Genomic DNA, 16,582 nt, shown 5'->3' with positions numbered 1-16,582 from the left:
CAGTTGCCCTCAGTCTTTTTCCCCCTGTTCTCCCTCGATATACGCCGCCAAAACGGTGCGCTTTCCGTTGCGCGCTGTTGCATTGATCCATTGGGTGTCCATTTTTTCTGCGGCCGATGCACTTGTGGCAAATGCAAATTGAATTAAAATCCACCCGTTTTCAATTTTCAGGAGTCCAACAATGGCTTCGACACTCGCCGATATCAATTCCCAGATCAAGAAGCACGACGAGCAGATTGCGCAATTGCGCAAGCAGGCCGAAGACCTGCGCAACCAGGAACGCTCGGGCGTGATCGAGGAGTTGCGCAAGAAGATCGCGGAATTCGGTTTGACCGCTTCCGACCTGAAACTCGGCGGCCGTGGCGCCGCCGCCAAGCGCACTGCGGGTACCGCAGCACCCAAGGCAGCCGCCAAATACCGCGGCCCGACGGGTGAAACCTGGTCCGGTGGCCGTGGCCGCAAGCCCCGCTGGGTGACCGAAGCATTGGCTGCCGGCAAGTCGCTTTCCGATTACGAGATCAAGTAAGCGCCGCGAATCGCCGAACTTTTATCAATAAAAAAGCCCGCATGCGCGGGCTTTTTTATTGGGCGCTGAAACGGGTGTCGCTCAGTTCACCATCACGAGTTTTCCTTTGACGCCGCGCGAACCCATGTGCGCATACGCGGCCTTCAATTCAGCCATCGGCATCGTGCTGTCGATCACGGGCTTGATCTTTCCCTGGCCGTACCACTGCGCCAATTCGGCCATCATCTGCGCATTGGCCTTGGGTTCGCGGCGGGCGAAATCGCCCCAGAACACACCCACGAGCGAAGCGCCTTTCAACAGCGTCAGATTCAATGGCAGCGATGGAATGGGGCCCGATGCAAAACCCACCACCAAATAGCGGCCGCGCCAGCCAATGGAGCGAAAAGCGGGCTCTGCGAAATCGCCGCCCACTGGGTCGTAAATCACATCGGGGCCCTTGCCGTCGGTTGCCGCTTTGACCGCATCGCGAAAACCATTGGGCAGCGCATGCGTCGTGTAGTTGATCGTCGCGTCGGCGCCAATGGAACGGCAGAGTTCGCATTTCTCGTCGGTGGAGGCCGCCGCAATCACCTTGGCGCCGGCAGCCTTTGCGATCTGGATGGCTGCAGTTCCCACGCCGCCCGCCGCGCCGAGCACCAGCACGGTTTCGCCGGCCTTGAGTTGTGCGCGGTCCATCAGCGCGTGCCACGAGGTGGCGTAGATCATGATGAACGCGGCCGCATCGACATGGCCGAAGCCCTCGGGCAGCGGCATGCACAGCGCGGCGGGGGCGATCGTGTGGGTGCCGAAGCCGCCGGTGCCCGAGAGGCACGCCACGTTCTGGCCCACCTTCAGATGCGTGACGCCTTCGCCGACCGCCTGGATGACGCCCGCGTATTCCGAACCGGGAACGAAGGGCAGGGGCGGCTTCATCTGGTACTTGTTCTGCACGATCAGCAGGTCGGGGAAATTCAGGCTCGCGGCCTTGATCTCGATCAGCACCTGCCCCGCGCCCGGCGTGGGCGTCGGCAGTTCTTTCCAGGTGAGCGCGTCGACGCCAACGGGGTTTTCGCAAAGCCATGCGTGCATGCTCGGGTCTCCTTCGGATGGGTAATGTTGAGGCAATGACTGCGGGCATGATAGGGGCCGCCGCAGGGCGTCCTTGTCCCTGCTGCGACGCACCCGACGCCTACAATCCGGTGCATCCAAAAGCACCATGAAGATACTTATTTCCAATGACGATGGCTTCCAGGCGCCCGGCATCGTCGCACTGCACGACGCGCTCAAGGACATCGCCGACGTCGAGGTGGTCGCACCCGAACACAACAACAGCGCCAAGTCGAACGCGCTCACCCTGGCAGCCCCGCTCTACGTGCACAAGGCGCACAACGGTTTTCGCTACGTGACGGGCACGCCGGCCGATTGCGTGCACATCGCGCTCAAGGGCCTGCTCGACTACCGGCCCGACCTGGTGGTCTCGGGCATCAACAACGGCGCCAACATGGGCGACGACACCATCTATTCGGGCACCGTCGGCGCGGCCATGGAGGCCTACCTTTTCGGCATTCCGGCCATCGCCTTCTCGCAGATCGAAAAGGGCTGGGCGCACGTGGAGGCGGCCGCGCAGGTCGCGCGCCGCCTGGTGCAGCAGATCGAGCGCGAGAAGATGATCGGCGGCCCCGCTTTCCTGCTCAATGTGAACGTGCCGAACCGGCCGTTCGACGAGCTCAAGCCGGTCAAGGTCTGCCGCCTCGGCCGCCGGCACGCGGCGGAGAAAGTCATCACGCAGGACAGCCCGCGCGGCGAGACGATGTACTGGATCGCGGGCGCGGGCGGCGCCAAGGACAGCGGCGAGGGCACCGACTTCCACGCCACCGCCGCCGGCCACATCGCGCTCACGCCGTTGCAGATCGACCTGACCGACCACGCCAACCTGGGCCAATGGCGCGAGACGGTGGCCCGTCTTGGCAATTGACATGGCCACGCAGCGGCCCAGTTTCCCGGTTCGCCTGACACCCACCGCTTCGGCAGCCACGCGCGGGCGCATGCCCGCCGTGCCGGTCAAGCCCATGGTGCCGTCCACGCCCTCGATGGCTTCCGACGCCGTGCGCGCGCGCATGGTGCAGAAGCTTGCGGCGCAGGGCATTTCCGATCCGCGCGTGCTGCGCGCGATGAGCGCTGTCGAGCGCCATCGCTTCGTCGACAGCGCGCTGGTCAACCAGGCCTACGAAGACACGAGCCTGCCGATCGGCCTGGGGCAAACCATTTCCAAGCCGAGCGTCGTGGCCCGCATGATCGAACTGCTGCTCGCAGCGCCCGCGCTGGCCGGCAAGCCGCAGGAGCGCCTGGGGCGCGTGCTCGAGATCGGCACCGGCTGCGGCTACCAGGCCGCGGTGCTGAACCATGTGGCGACCGAGGTCTACAGCATCGAGCGCCTGCGCGGCCTGCACGAGCGCGCGCGGGCCAATCTGCGGCACTTCCGGCTCGCCACGGTGCACCTGATGCTGGGCGACGGAATGATCGGCTACGCCAAGGGCGCGCCCTACGCCGGCATCATCGCGGCCGCTGGCGGCGAAGCCGTTCCGCAGGCCTGGATCGAACAACTCGCGGTCGGCGGGCGCATCGTTGCGCCGACCCATTCGGCCAAGGGCGGACAGGCCCTTGTCGTCATCGATAAAACTGCCCGTGGGCTGGAGCGGCTCATTCTTGAGGCGGTTCACTTTGTCCCCCTAAAATCGGGCATCGCTTGAAGGAATAACAAATGCAGGGTTTTGGCAATCGGAGTTTGTTCGCGGGCATCACGTTGGCCGTTGTGCTCGTGATCGCGGGCTGCTCCGCACCGCGCGGGCCGGCGCCCGTCGAGGACCGCGGCACCATGACGCGGGCGCCCGGTGCCACGCCAGGGGGTTCTCCCCTCACGGTCGATGCCAACGGCAAGCCGCTCGCGGGCATCGAGAACTACGGCAAGCCCGGCTACTACGCCGTGCGCCCCGGTGACACGATCCGCCGCATCGGCAGCGAGACCGGACAGCGCTGGCAGGACATCGCCCGCTGGAACAACCTGGACAACCCCGACCTGATCGAAGTGGGCCAGGTGCTGCGCGTGATTCCGCCGTCGGGTTCGGGCACGGCCGTTGCAACCGCTCCCGCAGCTTCGGGTTCGGAAGGCGCGGTCGCCAAGCCGGTGACGCCGCCTTCGGTGGTGGCGCCTGTTCCGGCGAGCGGCGCCAGCGCGCCGGTCAAGCCCGTGGCACCTGTCACGGCTTCTCCCGCAAGCCCCGGCAGCGGCAGTTCGGGCGACGAAGACCTCGGCTGGATCTGGCCCGCGAGCGGTTCGCTGATCGCCGGCTTCGACGAAGCCAAGAACAAGGGCTACGACATCAGCGGCAAGGCCGGTGACCCCGTGCTGGCCGCGGCCGACGGGCGCGTGGTGTATGCCGGCGCAGGCCTGCGCGGCTACGGCAACCTGATCATCCTGAAGCACAACAACACCTACCTCACGGCATATGCGCACAACCAGACGCTGCTCGTGAAGGAAGACCAGTCGGTTCAGAAGGGCCAGAAGATTGCCGAAATGGGCAACAGCGACGCCGATCGCGTGAAGCTGCATTTCGAGATCCGCCGCCAGGGCAAGCCCGTCGACCCGTCGCGCTACCTGCCCGGCCGGTGATGCCATGGCTGCCTCCCGCCCCCGTCGCACGCTGCCCGTGCGCGGGCTGGCGGGCCGAGGCGGCCGGGCTTCTGGCGACAAGGACGCCTCGCCCGACGAGGCGCTCTTAGCCGACCCGCTGGCGCTCAACGCGGCGCTGCCACGCGGTGCCGTGACCGAACAACTGATCGGCGGCGAAGGCGCAGACGCGCTGACCATCTACCTGCGTCAGGTCCGGCGCACCGAGCTGTTCACCCCCGACGAGGAATTCAAGACCGCCTGCGCCGCGCGGTCCGGCGATTTCGCGGCGCGGCAATCGATGATCGAGCACAACCTGCGGCTCGTGGTCAACATCGCCAAGGGGTACCTCGGCCGCGGCGTGCCGCTGTCGGACCTCATCGAGGAGGGCAATCTCGGGCTGATGCATGCCATCACCAAGTTCGAGCCCGAGCGCGGTTTCCGTTTTTCCACGTATGCGACCTGGTGGATCCGCCAGTCGGTCGAACGCGCGGTCATGACGCAGGCGCGCGCGATTCGCCTGCCGGTGCACGTGGTGCGCGAACTGCAGCAGGTGCTGCGAGCCCGCCGCACGCTCGAAGGCGATGCGGAGTTTGTGGCGCGCCGTCCCGACGGCGTGCGCGTGGAAGACATCGCCGCGCTGCTCGGCCGCGACGTGCAGGCGGTGGCCGACCTGCTGGCCCTCTCCGAAGCGCCGCGTTCGCTCGATGCCGGCGATGCGCGCGGCGACGAAGGCTTCACGCTGGCCGACACCGTCGCATCCGACGACGAGCAGGGCAATCCGAGCGGCGTGGCGCAGGCGCACGAGGTGGAGCGCCTGCTCGACCAGTGGGTCCACGCGCTCGACGCGCGAGAGCGCGAGGTGCTGGAGGGCCGCTACGGCCTGCACGACCGCGAGCCTGAAACGCTCGAGGTGCTGAGCGTGCGCCTGGGCCTCACGCGGGAGCGCGTCAGGCAGATCCAGAACGAGGCGCTCGCCAAGATGCGCCGCCAGCTGGCCCGCTCGGGCATCGGGAGGGACGCGCTGTTCTAGCGGGGCGAAAAAGCGGGGGCGGCCGCACTGAGACAATCGGGGGATGACGGAATCCATCGAAGAAAAGAAAGTCCCCACGAATCCCGGCGAAGAATGGCTGAACGTCGAGTCGCTCGACCTCGACGCGCAGGGCGTTTCCCACAAGGCCGACGGCATGGTCGTGTTCATCGAGGGCGCATTGCCGTTCGAGGAAGTGCAGTTCAACGTCCATCGCCGCAAGAACAACTGGGAGCAGGGCACGGTCACTCACATCCGGCGCGAATCGTCGCAGCGGGTGCGTCCCGGCTGCCCCCATTTCGGCCTGCACACGGGCGCCTGCGGCGGCTGCAAGATGCAGCATCTGGACGCGGCCGCGCAAGTGGCCGTGAAGCAGCGCGCCATGGAGGACAACCTGTGGCACCTGGGCAAGGTGCGCCCCGACAACGTGCTGCGCCCGCTCGAAGGGCCGGCATGGCACTACCGCTATCGCGCGCGCCTGTCGGTGCGCCACGTGGTCAAGAAGGGCACGGTGCTGATCGGCTTTCACGAGCGCAAGAGCCGCTACCTGGCCGACATGCAGGTGTGCCCGGTGCTGCCCAAACAGGTCAGCGACATGCTGATGCCCCTGCGCGCGCTGATCGGTTCCATGGACGCGCGCGAGACGTGCCCGCAGATCGAACTGGCCTGCGGCGACGCGCCGGGCTCCACGGCGCTCGGCGCCATCGCCTTGGTGCTGCGGCACCTGCAGCCCCTGTCAGGCGCCGATATCGACCGGCTGAAGGCGTTTGCCGCGCAGAATGAAGGCGTGCAGTGGTGGCTGCAGGCCAAGGGGCCGGAAACGGTGAAGCTGCTGGAAGAAGGCGGCACGCCGCTCGCGTACCGCCTGCCCGAATTCGGCGTGACGATGCCGTTCAAGCCGACCGATTTCACGCAGGTCAATCCGCACATCAACCGCGCGCTGGTGGGCAAGGCGCTTCGCCTGCTCGATGTGCAGTCCGACGAACGGGTCATCGACTGGTTCTGCGGCCTCGGCAACTTCACCTTGCCGCTGGCGAGCCAGGCGCGCGAGGTGCTGGGCATCGAGGGCAGCGACACGCTGGTGGCGCGTGCGACCGACAACTTCAAGAAGAATCAGCCTGCAACCGACGCACGTCGCGCGCTTTCAGCCACGCAGTTCGTCGCGCGCAACCTGTTCGAGATGACGCCGGCCATGCTGGTGGCCGATGGCAGCGCCGACAAGTGGCTGGTCGATCCGCCGCGCGAAGGCGCCTTCGCACTGGCCAAGGCGATGGCCGACCTGCATCAGCAGCCTGAACTGCGCACCGACGGCTGGACGCCGCCCAAGCGCATCGTCTACGTGAGCTGCAACCCGTCGACGCTCGCGCGCGATGCGGGGCTGCTGGTGCATCAGGCGGGGTACCGATGCACGTTCGCGGGCGTGGTCAACATGTTCCCGCACACGGCGCACGTCGAGTCGATTGCGGTCTTCGACCTGGAATGAAAAAAGGGCCCCTCGGGGCCCTTTGTCATTGCGCGGTGTCGCTCGATCAGTCGCGTTCGCCGCCGAAAATGCCCAAGAGGGCGAGCAAGCTCTGGAACACGTTGAACAGGTCCAGGTACAGGGCCAGCGTGGCGGTGATGTAGTTGGTTTCGCCGCCGTCCATGATCTGCTTCAAGTCATAGAGCATGTAGGCCGAGAAGATGCCGATGGCGGCCACCGAGATGACCAGCATGCCGGTGGTCGAGCCGACGAACACGTTGATGATCGCGCCGAACATCAGCACCAGCGCGCCGACGAACAGGAACTTGCCCATGCCCGAGAGGTCGCGCTTGATGAAGGTGGCCAGCGTGGCCATCACCAGGAACACGCCCGCCGTGCCGCCGAAGGCCGTCATGACGAGCTCGGAGCCGTTCTTGAAGCCGAGCACCATCGCGATCAGGCGCGAGAGCATGAGGCCCATGAAGAAGGTGAACGCCAGCAGCACTGGCACGCCGGCCGCCGAGTTCTTGGTCTTCTCGATGGCGAACATGAAGCCGAATGCGCCGCCGAGGAAGACGATCAGGCCGAGTCCGCCGGTGAGCGAGCGCGTGAGGCCGGTGCTCACGCCGAGCCAGGCGCCCAGCACGGTAGGCACCATGCTCAGTGCCAGCAGCCAGTAGGTGTTGCGCAGGACGCGTTGGCGCTCCGCCTGCGGCAACGCCTGGCCGTAGCCGGTGGAAGTGTCGAGGGTGGTGACGCGGTCGTTCATGGCCGAAGCTCCTGTGGTTGCTGCTACGCAGTTGGGCGCATTCTAGGTGTCTGCAAGAGGCGGGCGTTCGAAAGACCGTATCGGGGTTGTTCTTAAGCGGCTGGGGCTTTTCAAGGCGGGCGACCGTTATGCTGTCGGGTTTTTACGCAACCTGAGCTCAACATGAAGACCAAATCATTCCTCGAACTCGCCGACGTCAAGGCCATCGCCGCAGCGGCCGAAGCCGAGGCCCTGAAGAACAACTGGGCCGTGACCATCGCCATCTCGGACGATGCCGGCAACCTGCTCTGGCTGCAACGCCTGGACGGCGCCGCGGCGCTGTCGTCGCACATCGCTCCCGCCAAGGCGCACACGGCAGCCATGGGCCGGCGCGAGAGCAAGGTCTACGAGGACATCATTAATGGGGGCCGCACGGCGTTCCTGACGGCGCCCGCGGTGCAGGGCCTGCTCGAAGGCGGCGTGCCGATCGTGAAGGACGGCCAGGTCATCGGCGCGGTCGGCGTGAGCGGTGTGAAGTCGAACGAAGACGCACAGATTGCCAAGGCGGGCATCGCGGCGATCGGCCTCTGAGTCTTTCTCGCTTCACAAAGCAAAACGCCGACTTCGAGGTCGGCGTTTTCTTTGGAGCGTTCAGCGTGAAAAAAAGCTTGGCTAGTCGGCGAACCGTTGGCTAGCAAAAAACGACCCTTCGGAGATGAATCTCCTTGAGTCGCCCCACGATGAAACTTGCGCGGAGGGCGTGCTGAGCGACTTATTTGGTCAGGATCAGCTTGCCGAGTTTGGTGGCTTGGAGCCGGTAGAGCGAACCGTTGTGCATGATGCCCACGGTCTTGCTTCCCTTGAGAAGCTCCGTGCTTTCGACCATCGGCACCGGACGCGATGCCTGGATCGACGCATGACCGCCACCCGATTGGTCGAGCGAAGGATGGTTCAGAACAGTGAAGGCGTTCGGTGTGGCTGGCATTTGGAGTTCCGTGATCGAAGCGATGACTGAATGATAACGATTCTCAAATAGAAGTCAATCGAGAAGATTGATTTTTTTTCACACGCTTCGAATCCAGATTACTTCGCGTCGGGTTCGGTGATGAAACCGATCTTGCGCACGCCGGCTTCCCGCGCTTCCGACATGGCCTTGGCCACGCGTTCATAGCGCACGGCCTTGTCGCCGCGGATATGCAACTCGGGTTGCGGTTCCTTGGCGGCTTCGGCGGCGAGGCGGCTGGGCAATTCGCTGTCGTCGATCTTCGTTTCGTTCCAGTAGTAGCTTCCGTCGGCCGTGACGCTGAACAGGATGTTCTGCGGCTTGGGCTGCTCGGGCTCGCTGGTGGCGCGAGGAAGATCGATATTGACCGCGTGCTTCATCACCGGCACGGTGATGATGAAGATGATCAGGAGCACCAGCATGACGTCGACCAGCGGCGTCATGTTGATCTCGTTCATCACCTCATCGGGTTCGTCTTGTGTTCCGAAGGCCATGGTGCTCAGCCCTTCTTGAGCGGGACCACGATGGCATCGCCGCTACCGCTTTGCACGCGGGCGCCGGTGACGAAGTAGGCATGCAGGTCGTGCGCAAAGCTGTTGAGCTTGGTCAGCACGAACTTGTTGCCGCGAACCAGCGCGTTGTAGCCGAGCACGGCGGGAATCGCCACTGCCAGGCCGAGCGCCGTCATGATCAGCGCCTCGCCGATCGGGCCCGCCACCTTGTCGATGGTGGCCTGGCCGGCCGAGCCGATGCTCATCAGTGCGTGGTAGATGCCCCAGACCGTGCCGAACAGGCCGATGAAAGGTGCCGTGGAGCCCACCGATGCCAGGATGGCAAGGCCGGTTTGAAGGCGGGCGGTGAACGCGTCGATACCGTTACGCAGAGCGCGCGTGATCCAGTCGCTCACGTCGAGTGCATCGTGCAGGTGAGCCTTGGTGTTGCGGTGGTGTGCCGCCGCTTCGCGGCCTTCGAGCGCCAGCGCGCGGAAGGGGTTGCTGTCGTCCTTGCCGAGCTTGTTCAGCGCGGTAGCGAAGTCTTCGCTGTGCCAGAAGTCCTGCGAGTGCTTGGCAAGGCGCTTGTACTTGATGACGTCGAGCGCCTTGACGACGATCACGATCCACGATGCGAGCGACATGCCGATCAATAGCACCGCGACGGCCTTGGTGACGAAATCGCCCTGATTCCAGACGTTCATCAAGCCGAATTGGGAGTCCATAAAGTGCCTTCTTGTTACTTGGGTTGATCAAAAATAATGGACGCCGGAAGCATGAAAAGCGTGTCTTCGTTGGCGTTGGGAAATTGCGAGACGGTGAGCGAAGACAGTGCGACTGCATCACGGGCCGCCTTGTCCAGCCGGTCGTAGCCGCTGGACTTCTGTATCTCGGTACGTTTCACGGTGCCATTGCGGGTGAAATAGACCGCGATGACCACGGTGCCGTATTCGCCCAGCCGGTCGCTCAGGGCAGGCCGCCGAGGGGCTGGTTTGCGCAGCCACTGCGCTTGCGCGGCGGTGACTTCGACAACCTTGGGCGCAGCGGGCGGTGCGGGCGGCGGCGCCGGCGGCGCTGGGGGAGCGGGTTCGGGTGCCGGAGGCGCGGATGGCGGCGGCGGTTCGGTGGTTCCGACCGGGGCCGCAGGCGCCGGCGTCGGCTTGGGCTCGCGAATGGCCTGCGGTCGCGGAGGAGGCGGCGCCTTGGTCACCTTGGGCGGGGGGGGCGGAGGCGGCGGCGGGTCCACCTTGGGTTTCGGTGGCTCGACGAACTGGCTCATGATTTCCACCGGAATCACCACTTCGGCGGCCCGCCGCAGCAGGCCGCTTTGCAGTGCCCAGAGCGCAGCCGCGTGAAACAGGATGACGCCGCTCGCAATGACGACATTGCGCGAGAGGCCAAAAACCGAGGGGGGAGGGGCAAAGCGGTCAGACACGATCAACCATTCGAGTGCGGACACGGCAAAACGTGCCCCGATTGCAGCAAAACCGCTACGACGTTACTTGCGAAAAATCCACCAGACCGAGCCCGCAACCAGAATCAGGCTGCCGCCGAGTGCCGAGACGAGTTCCATGCCTTGCTTTCCGTGATGGAGCTGGCAAGCTGGATCGCCCTCGGACCCGATTCGCGGTTCAGCGCGGCGACCGGATGCGAAGCGCTGCACTGCGCGACGATATCGCGCGCACAACCTTCACACTGACCACACTGGGTGGCCACGCCAAGCTCGAATTGGACTTCGTCGAACGTCATGCCGGCTCGCACATGACGTGCGATTTCACGGTCGGAGACTCGGCGGCAGACGCAAACGATCATGGCGGTGAAAGCGGCAGTTGGCTGGCTGTTGGTTGCCCGATTATAAATAAGAATCCATCGCATTTGCAATAACTATGGTGTTACCGGGCTTTTGCGAGGACTCCTTGGCAACCGGCTACACCTCCGCCCAGAGTCGCAAAAGATTGTGATAGTGCCCCGTGAGCGCCACCGTCTCTTCGCACTCCCCGAGCCGGCCGCGCAATTTCTGGATGTTCTGGTCGAGTTCGAACAGCATGCTGCGTTGCTGATCGTTGCGCACCATGCTCTGGAGCCAGAAGAACGAGCAAACACGCGCCCCGCGAGTCACCGGGTGAACGCGATGCAGGCTGCTCGCCGGATAAAGAATGAGGTCGCCCGCCGGCAGCTTGACCTCGTGCGACCCGTAGGTGTCGATCACCTCGAGTTCCCCCCGTCGTAGTCCTCCGGATCGCACAGGAACAGCGTGCACGACAGGTCCGTGCGCAATTGCTGACCGCTTCCGGGCAGCGCGCGAACCGCACCGTCGACGTGGACCCCATAGTGCGCGCCGCCTTCATAGCGGTTGAAGAGCGGCGGAACGAACCGCGAGGGCAGCGCTGCCGAAAAGAAAAGCGAATGACGCGCCAGCGCGGCCAGCACCGTGCTGGCGAGTTCGCGGCCGACGGGTGACGACTCTGGCAGTTGCCGGTTGCGCTTGACCTGCGCGCCCTGTTCGCCAACGGTCTCGCGGCCGTCGATCCAGTTGGTGGCATCCAGCACCGCGCGCATTTCGCGCACTTGGGTCGAGCTCAGGACCTCGGGCACATGCAGCATCATTTTTCAGGCACTCCGCAATGAGACAAGCCCCGGCGCAGGCCGGGGCTCGAGTTTCGCACCGTGCCGGGCGAACCCGGCAGGCGAGGATCAGAACGCGAAGTTCGCGGTGATCTTCGCCGAGCGGGGCGTACCCGGCGTGTAGCGGTAGCCGCTCTTGTTGATGGCGGCCGCGTACTGCTTGTCGAACAGGTTGGAGACGTTCAGCTGGATGTCGATGTTCTTGTTGATGCGGTAGGACGCCATGGCGTCGAACACCCAGTACGCGTCGATGTACAGCGGCGTGCCCACCGCGCCGTCGGTGCCGCGGTGCAGCTTGCCGTTGTAGCGCGCGCCGCCGCCGATGGTCAGACCGAACGGAAACTGGTAGGTGGTCCAGGCCGTGAAGGCGTTCTTCGGGGTGTAGACCAGCACGTTGGTGCCGTCGGCGGTCACGTTGGGGCCGCTCTGGACCTTGGTGTCCATCGTCGTGAAGCCGGCCGTCACGCCCCAGCGTTCGGTGATGCTGCCCGCCAGACCCAGCTCGATGCCCTGCACGCGCTTCTTGCCGCTTTGGTAGAAGGCCGCCGTGTTGGTCGGGTCCTGCACCACTTCGTTGCTCACGTCCGTGCGATAGATCGCACCGGTCAGCGACAGCTTGTCGTTCATCACGTCCCACTTCGTGCCGACTTCGAAGGTCTTGGCCTTCTGCGGCAGGAAGTCGGTGCGCGCGGCGCTGTTGCCCGAACCGGCGGCCGACAGCGAGAAGTTCGCGCCGCCCGGCGGCTGCGCCGAGGTGCCGTAGGCCGCGTAGATGCTGCCGTTCTTCGCGGGCTTGTAGACCACGCCGAGCTTGCCGGTGAGCAGGTTGTCCGAGAGCTTGAGCGACGAGGGCACCAGCGTGCCGAGCGTCAGGCCCGGATTGGTCGTCGCGGTCGACAGCGTTGCGCCCTGGAAAGACGTGCTGTAGTGGTCGAAGCGCAGGCCGCCGGTGATCTGCCATTGCTCGTTGAGCTTGACCGTGTCGAAGGCATAGAGGCCGACGGTGTTGGTCACGCCCTTGCTGTCGGCGCCGCTCTGGATGCGGCTGTAGCCGTTGACGTACGGATTCGGCGCATACAGGTTGGCAGCAGGCCATGCGCCGTTCTGCACGACCCGGCCGTTGAACGTTGCGCCAGGGGCGAAGTAGCCCAGGTTGGTCTGTTCTTCGCGGATCAATTCAACGCCCGCGCTCAGCGAGTGGCTCACGCTGCCGGTGTCGAACTTGGCGGTCACGTTCGTCTGGTTGACGAAGATCGTGTTTTCCTGGTTCTTGCTGGTCGGCGAGTTGCGTGTGACCGACCAGGTGGAGGGCAGGCCGGGAACCGGCGTATCGAGAAACGCCGTGCCGGTCGCTGGGCGCGCGCCGGTCGCCGTGAGGCCGCCGAGCATGAACGACGTCAGCATGTAGTCCTGCTTCGTCTTGGCGTAGCGCGTGGTGTTGCGCAGCGTGACGTCGGGCGTGAAGTCATGCTCGACGCGCGCGGTGAACATGTCCGCCGTCACCTTGTTGAAGTCGTAGGCCGTGCCGTAGAAGTTCTTCGGATCGACCGGTGCGGCGTAGTTCAGGAAGCTGCGGCGGCGTGCGCCGAGCGCCGTCGGATCGGGGTTCGAGTAGCTGGGCAGGCCGATGGTCGGCACGCCGCCGTCGGGGACGTTGTCCTGGTCGACGTGCAGGTAGTCGAAGTAGAAGCGGGTGGGCGAATTCAGGCCGAGCGCGATCGACGGTGCGATGGCTGTGTGCTTGTTCTTGACGAAGTCGCGGCCCACAACGCCCGCGTCTTCCACCACGGCGTTCAGGCGGAATGCGGCGCCGATGCCGTCGGCACCGCTGAGCGACTTGTTCCAGTCGATGCTGCCGCGTTTGTAGTCGGCGCTGCCGAACCCGATCGAGCCGACGAAGCTGTCGTCCAGCTTCGGCTTCTTGGTGACCAGGTTGATGTAGCCGGTGGGCGAGGTGCGACCGACGTCGGTGCCCGACGGGCCCTTCACCACTTCGACCTGCTCGATGTTGAACACGTCGCGCGAGATCGAGCCGAGGTCGCGAATGCCGTCCACGAAGATGCTGCTGGAGCTGTCGAAACCGCGCATGAAGACGGCGTCGCCGGTGTTCGTGTTGCCGTTCTCGCCGAGGAAGAAGGTGCCCACGCCGGGCGTGTTGCGCAGCGCTTCTGTCAACGTCGTCGCGCCCTGTTCGCGGATGACCTGTTCCTTGATCACCTGGACGGTCTGCGGCGTGTTGAGCAGCGGCGCGGTGAACTTGGGGTTGGCCGAGGTGTCGGCTTTGTAGTCGGCTGCGGGGGTGTCCTGCACGCGAATTTCGGGCAGCGAGCCGCCGGCTTGGGCGAACGCGGCGGGGGCCGCAAAGGCCATCAGCGTCGCGGCGGCAGCGCCAGAGAGGTGTGGAACGGCGCGCGCGACGGCGTGTTTGCGGCTCTTGATGTAGGCCATGAAGTTATCTCCGAGAGAGGCGGCGAGCGGAAGGACTCGACTGGCGATGTCCGCACGCACGCTTTCAGCAGAGAAAACTGGGGGGACTGGCTGGGTGAGTCAATTTGCAAAGGATTGCAAATTGACGCAGATGATAATGTTTCTCAATACCTTTGACCTCACCAAAATGCTGGCTAAGCCGAAAGTACCTTTGCTTTGTTGCCGGAGCGCAACTGTCGACAACGCTGGCGGCGGCCGAGGTCAGTAGACGTCGCGGCGATAGCGGCCGGTTGCCGACAGCTCGCGCCAGGAAGCATCGCCGACGATCTGCCTCAAAGCGGCGTCCACGCCCGACGCCATGCCCTGCAGGCTCCCGCACACGTAGATGGCCGCGCCGTTCTCGAGCCAGGCGCGCAGCGGATCGGCCAATTGCAGCAGCCGATGCTGCACATAAACACGCTCGGATTGGTCACGCGAGAAGACCATGTCGAGCCGTTGCAGCACGCCGTTGGCCTGCCAGCCTTCGATCTCCTCGCGGCACAGGAAATCGTGGGCCTTCTGCCGTTCTCCGTACACCAGCCAGTTCGTGTTGTGGCCGGCCGTCGCGCGAGCGCGCAGATGGGCGCGCAGGCCCGCCAGCCCGGTGCCGTTGCCAACGAGGATCAGCGGCCGCTCCTCGTTGCCGTCGAGGCGGAAGGTGCGGTGCGGCCGCAGGCGGAGGGCGACGGTCGCGCCGACCGTGAGCGTCGAGGTGAGCAAGCCCGAGGCCGTGCCGAGGGTGCCGTCGGGATGCTGCTCCTGTCGCACCAGCAACTGCAATTCGCCGTCGGTAGGCAGTGAAGCGATCGAGTAGTCGCGCGGTCGCGCCGGATCGCTCGCAACGGCGATCTGCACCAGATCGCCGGATGCCCAGTGTGTCATCGCGCCCGATTGCGGCACCAGGCCGAGTTGGAAGACCGGTGCACCGGCGCTGCCGGCGTTGAGCAGCTCACGCTTCGCGAGACGCCATGGCGCGAATGCGCCAGCCGGATCTTCAGGGTCAATGGCCGCGTCGCCCCATCGGGCCTGCCAGTCGGCCAACGCGGCGGGATCACTGTTGTCGACCTCGATGCATTCGAAGTCTCGCTTGGCGCCCGCCGCATGCAGCCACGCATCGAGCGCGCGGCCGAAGCCGCAAAAGTTCTTGTACTGCCGGTCGCCCAATGCCAGCACGCCATAGCGCAGCGAAGACAGGGTGACGGGCGAACCCATCACGCGCTCGGCGAACACGCTGGCACCGTCGGGTGCATCGCCCTCGCCGTACGTGCTCGCCACGAAGAGCGCGCGGCCTGCGGAACCCAGCGTGGCGGCGTCCAGGGCGTTGAGCTCCATCACGCGCACCGACTCACCTGCCGCGCGCAGTTGCCGCGCCGTCTGGCAGGCGATCGTCTCTGCCTGGCCGGTCTGGCTGGCGAAGAGGATGAGCGTGGGAGCTGCATCGCCGTCGGCTGAAAGCGCCGCCGCTTCTCGGGCAGCCGCGGTGCGCAGCCGTCGCTGTCGCGCATAGATGGCGAAGCAAAGCGCCGCGTAGGTTGCCGCTGTGGCGCCCGCTCCCAGCGTGCGCAGCATCGCCTCTGTCATGCGCCTGTCTGCGCGCGCCAAGCGCGCGTGGATTGCGGAATTGGTGACGGATCGCCATGGGCGACGAACAGGGCCGCGACGTCATGCCGCTCCGCAAACGCCAGGCCATCCTCCGGCCCCAGTACCGTCAGCACCGTGGCCAGCGCATCGGCCTGCATGCACTGCGCATGCAGCACAGTGACGCTCGCCAGCGCGTGCGCGACCGGTTCGCCGGTGCGCGGGTCGATGGTGTGCGACCAGCGGCGCCCCTCATGCGCGCGGCGATGCCAGCGGTCGCCCGAGGTGGCGATGGCCATGTCGGCCAATGCAACGCGCTGCATGGCCCCCGATTCGCCGTCGACAAGGACCTGCCACGGCTGGCCGTCCGGACGACGCCCGATGCCCCGCAGCTCCCCGCCGATTTCGAACAGCAGCTCGGTAAGGCCCAACTCACGCAGTGCCTCGACGCCGTGGTCGACAGCGAAGCCCTTGGCGATGCCCGACAGATCGAGCATGACGCCGCCCGGTTGCAGCAGGGCGGCGTTTGCTTCATCGAACGCCAGTTGCTGCCAGCCGGCGAGCGCACGCGCCGCGGCGAGTGTTTCGGGCGAGGGCAGGCCGCTCTCCTCTGCGTCAGGCCCGAATCCCCAGCAGGCGACCAGCGGACCCACGGTCGGATCGATAGCCCCTGCGCTGGCGCGCGCCCAGTGAAAGGCGCAGGCCATCACTTCGGCGAATTCCTTGGGCAACACATGACGCGAGCCCGCGGGCGCGCGGTTGAATCGGCTGATGTCCGACGCCAGCTCCCAGTGACTCATCTGCGCGATCACGCGCGCAAGCGCCGCTTCGACCGTCTCTCGCACCTTTTCCAGCGCAAGCATCCGCGGGTTGTCCAAGCGCAGCGACCAAGTCGTGCCCATCGTCTGACCGCCCAGTTGCTGCAGGGTGGCGGGGTCCGCGCGGCGCGGGACGGCCGCGTTGGCGTAGCCGCCCGCGCGCCAGGTGCTGAAGGAAATTCCCAAGGG

The 16,582-nt window shown here is 65.5% G+C and carries 17 protein-coding genes and 1 pseudogene; 7 read left to right on the top strand and 11 right to left on the bottom strand.

The genetic code is table 11. From position 1 onward, the window contains the following. Positions 1 to 181 precede the first annotated feature (181 nt). Positions 182 to 526 carry an H-NS histone family protein gene (locus tag ACZYRS_RS23130; RefSeq protein ID WP_198787673.1) on the top strand — a complete coding sequence of 115 codons (345 nt, stop codon included), beginning with the start codon at positions 182 to 184 and terminating at the stop codon, positions 524 to 526. Positions 527 to 607: 81 nt separating this feature from the next. Here the strand turns inward: ACZYRS_RS23130 and ACZYRS_RS23125 are convergent, their stop codons facing one another. Next, positions 608 to 1,594 carry an NADPH:quinone oxidoreductase family protein gene (locus tag ACZYRS_RS23125; RefSeq protein WP_463422526.1) on the bottom strand — a complete coding sequence of 329 codons (987 nt, stop codon included), beginning with the start codon at positions 1,592 to 1,594 and terminating at the stop codon, positions 608 to 610. A gap of 127 nt (positions 1,595 to 1,721) precedes the next feature. Between ACZYRS_RS23125 and surE the strand changes: the two genes are divergently transcribed. Genes surE through rlmD form a run of 5 tightly spaced genes read left to right on the top strand, consistent with a single transcriptional unit; the run spans position 1,722 to position 6,685 of the window. Continuing rightward, positions 1,722 to 2,480, top strand: coding sequence for a 5'/3'-nucleotidase SurE (gene surE / locus ACZYRS_RS23120; RefSeq protein ID WP_463421123.1), 759 nt, complete (start codon positions 1,722 to 1,724; stop codon positions 2,478 to 2,480). 1 nt (position 2,481) lies between these two features. Further along, positions 2,482 to 3,255, top strand: a complete 774-nt coding sequence (locus ACZYRS_RS23115) for a protein-L-isoaspartate(D-aspartate) O-methyltransferase (protein ID WP_198787675.1) — start codon at positions 2,482 to 2,484, stop codon at positions 3,253 to 3,255. Positions 3,256 to 3,266: 11 nt separating this feature from the next. After that, the gene (locus ACZYRS_RS23110; protein ID WP_198787676.1) at positions 3,267 to 4,175 is read left to right on the top strand and encodes a peptidoglycan DD-metalloendopeptidase family protein; all 909 of its coding nucleotides are present in this window, start codon (positions 3,267 to 3,269) and stop codon (positions 4,173 to 4,175) included. Between the two features lie 4 nt (positions 4,176 to 4,179). After that, the gene (locus ACZYRS_RS23105) at positions 4,180 to 5,205 is read left to right on the top strand and encodes a sigma-70 family RNA polymerase sigma factor (protein ID WP_463421122.1); all 1,026 of its coding nucleotides are present in this window, start codon (positions 4,180 to 4,182) and stop codon (positions 5,203 to 5,205) included. Positions 5,206 to 5,248: 43 nt separating this feature from the next. Beyond that, the gene (rlmD, locus tag ACZYRS_RS23100; RefSeq protein ID WP_463421121.1) at positions 5,249 to 6,685 is read left to right on the top strand and encodes a 23S rRNA (uracil(1939)-C(5))-methyltransferase RlmD; all 1,437 of its coding nucleotides are present in this window, start codon (positions 5,249 to 5,251) and stop codon (positions 6,683 to 6,685) included. Positions 6,686 to 6,731: 46 nt separating this feature from the next. Here rlmD and ACZYRS_RS23095 read toward each other — a convergent pair whose 3' ends face one another. Further along, the gene (locus ACZYRS_RS23095; protein WP_463421120.1) at positions 6,732 to 7,433 is read right to left on the bottom strand and encodes a Bax inhibitor-1/YccA family protein; all 702 of its coding nucleotides are present in this window, start codon (positions 7,431 to 7,433) and stop codon (positions 6,732 to 6,734) included. A 162-nt stretch (positions 7,434 to 7,595) separates the two neighbouring features. On the opposite strand from ACZYRS_RS23095, the gene ACZYRS_RS23090 reads away from it, so the two are divergent. Further along, positions 7,596 to 8,003: a GlcG/HbpS family heme-binding protein gene (locus ACZYRS_RS23090; protein WP_013540499.1), complete on the top strand. Its 408-nt coding sequence runs from the start codon at positions 7,596 to 7,598 to the stop codon at positions 8,001 to 8,003. Positions 8,004 to 8,184: 181 nt separating this feature from the next. Here the strand turns inward: ACZYRS_RS23090 and hemP are convergent, their stop codons facing one another. From hemP to ACZYRS_RS23045, 9 genes and pseudogenes are all read right to left on the bottom strand, one after another. After that, positions 8,185 to 8,397, bottom strand: a complete 213-nt coding sequence (gene hemP / locus ACZYRS_RS23085; RefSeq protein ID WP_013540500.1) for a hemin uptake protein HemP — start codon at positions 8,395 to 8,397, stop codon at positions 8,185 to 8,187. Between the two features lie 98 nt (positions 8,398 to 8,495). Then, positions 8,496 to 8,909 carry an ExbD/TolR family protein gene (locus tag ACZYRS_RS23080; protein ID WP_198787680.1) on the bottom strand — a complete coding sequence of 138 codons (414 nt, stop codon included), beginning with the start codon at positions 8,907 to 8,909 and terminating at the stop codon, positions 8,496 to 8,498. A gap of 5 nt (positions 8,910 to 8,914) precedes the next feature. After that, positions 8,915 to 9,631, bottom strand: coding sequence for a MotA/TolQ/ExbB proton channel family protein (locus ACZYRS_RS23075; RefSeq protein WP_042578501.1), 717 nt, complete (start codon positions 9,629 to 9,631; stop codon positions 8,915 to 8,917). Positions 9,632 to 9,645: 14 nt separating this feature from the next. After that, on the bottom strand, positions 9,646 to 10,365 hold the full coding sequence (locus ACZYRS_RS23070) for a TonB family protein (protein ID WP_463421119.1): 720 nt from the start codon (positions 10,363 to 10,365) through the stop codon (positions 9,646 to 9,648). An 80-nt stretch (positions 10,366 to 10,445) separates the two neighbouring features. Next, positions 10,446 to 10,718: a (2Fe-2S)-binding protein gene (locus ACZYRS_RS23065; RefSeq protein WP_093434223.1), complete on the bottom strand. Its 273-nt coding sequence runs from the start codon at positions 10,716 to 10,718 to the stop codon at positions 10,446 to 10,448. A gap of 115 nt (positions 10,719 to 10,833) precedes the next feature. Continuing rightward, a pseudogene (locus ACZYRS_RS23060) lies at positions 10,834 to 11,513 on the bottom strand (Fe2+-dependent dioxygenase). 87 nt (positions 11,514 to 11,600) lie between these two features. Beyond that, positions 11,601 to 13,979, bottom strand: a complete 2,379-nt coding sequence (locus tag ACZYRS_RS23055; protein ID WP_463421118.1) for a catecholate siderophore receptor Fiu — start codon at positions 13,977 to 13,979, stop codon at positions 11,601 to 11,603. 240 nt (positions 13,980 to 14,219) lie between these two features. Next, a complete protein-coding gene (locus ACZYRS_RS23050; protein ID WP_463421117.1) occupies positions 14,220 to 15,566 on the bottom strand; it encodes a sulfite reductase subunit alpha in 1,347 nt (448 codons plus the stop codon). A gap of 8 nt (positions 15,567 to 15,574) precedes the next feature. Continuing rightward, entirely contained in the window at positions 15,575 to 16,579 is a 1,005-nt protein-coding gene (locus tag ACZYRS_RS23045; protein WP_463421116.1) for an FAD:protein FMN transferase, read from the bottom strand. Positions 16,580 to 16,582 lie beyond the last annotated feature (3 nt).

It is taken from the genome of Variovorax sp. AC194 (genome assembly GCF_979257995.1).
The sequence above is the reverse complement of the archived record's forward strand: the minus strand, read 5'-3'. Positions and strand labels throughout refer to the sequence as shown.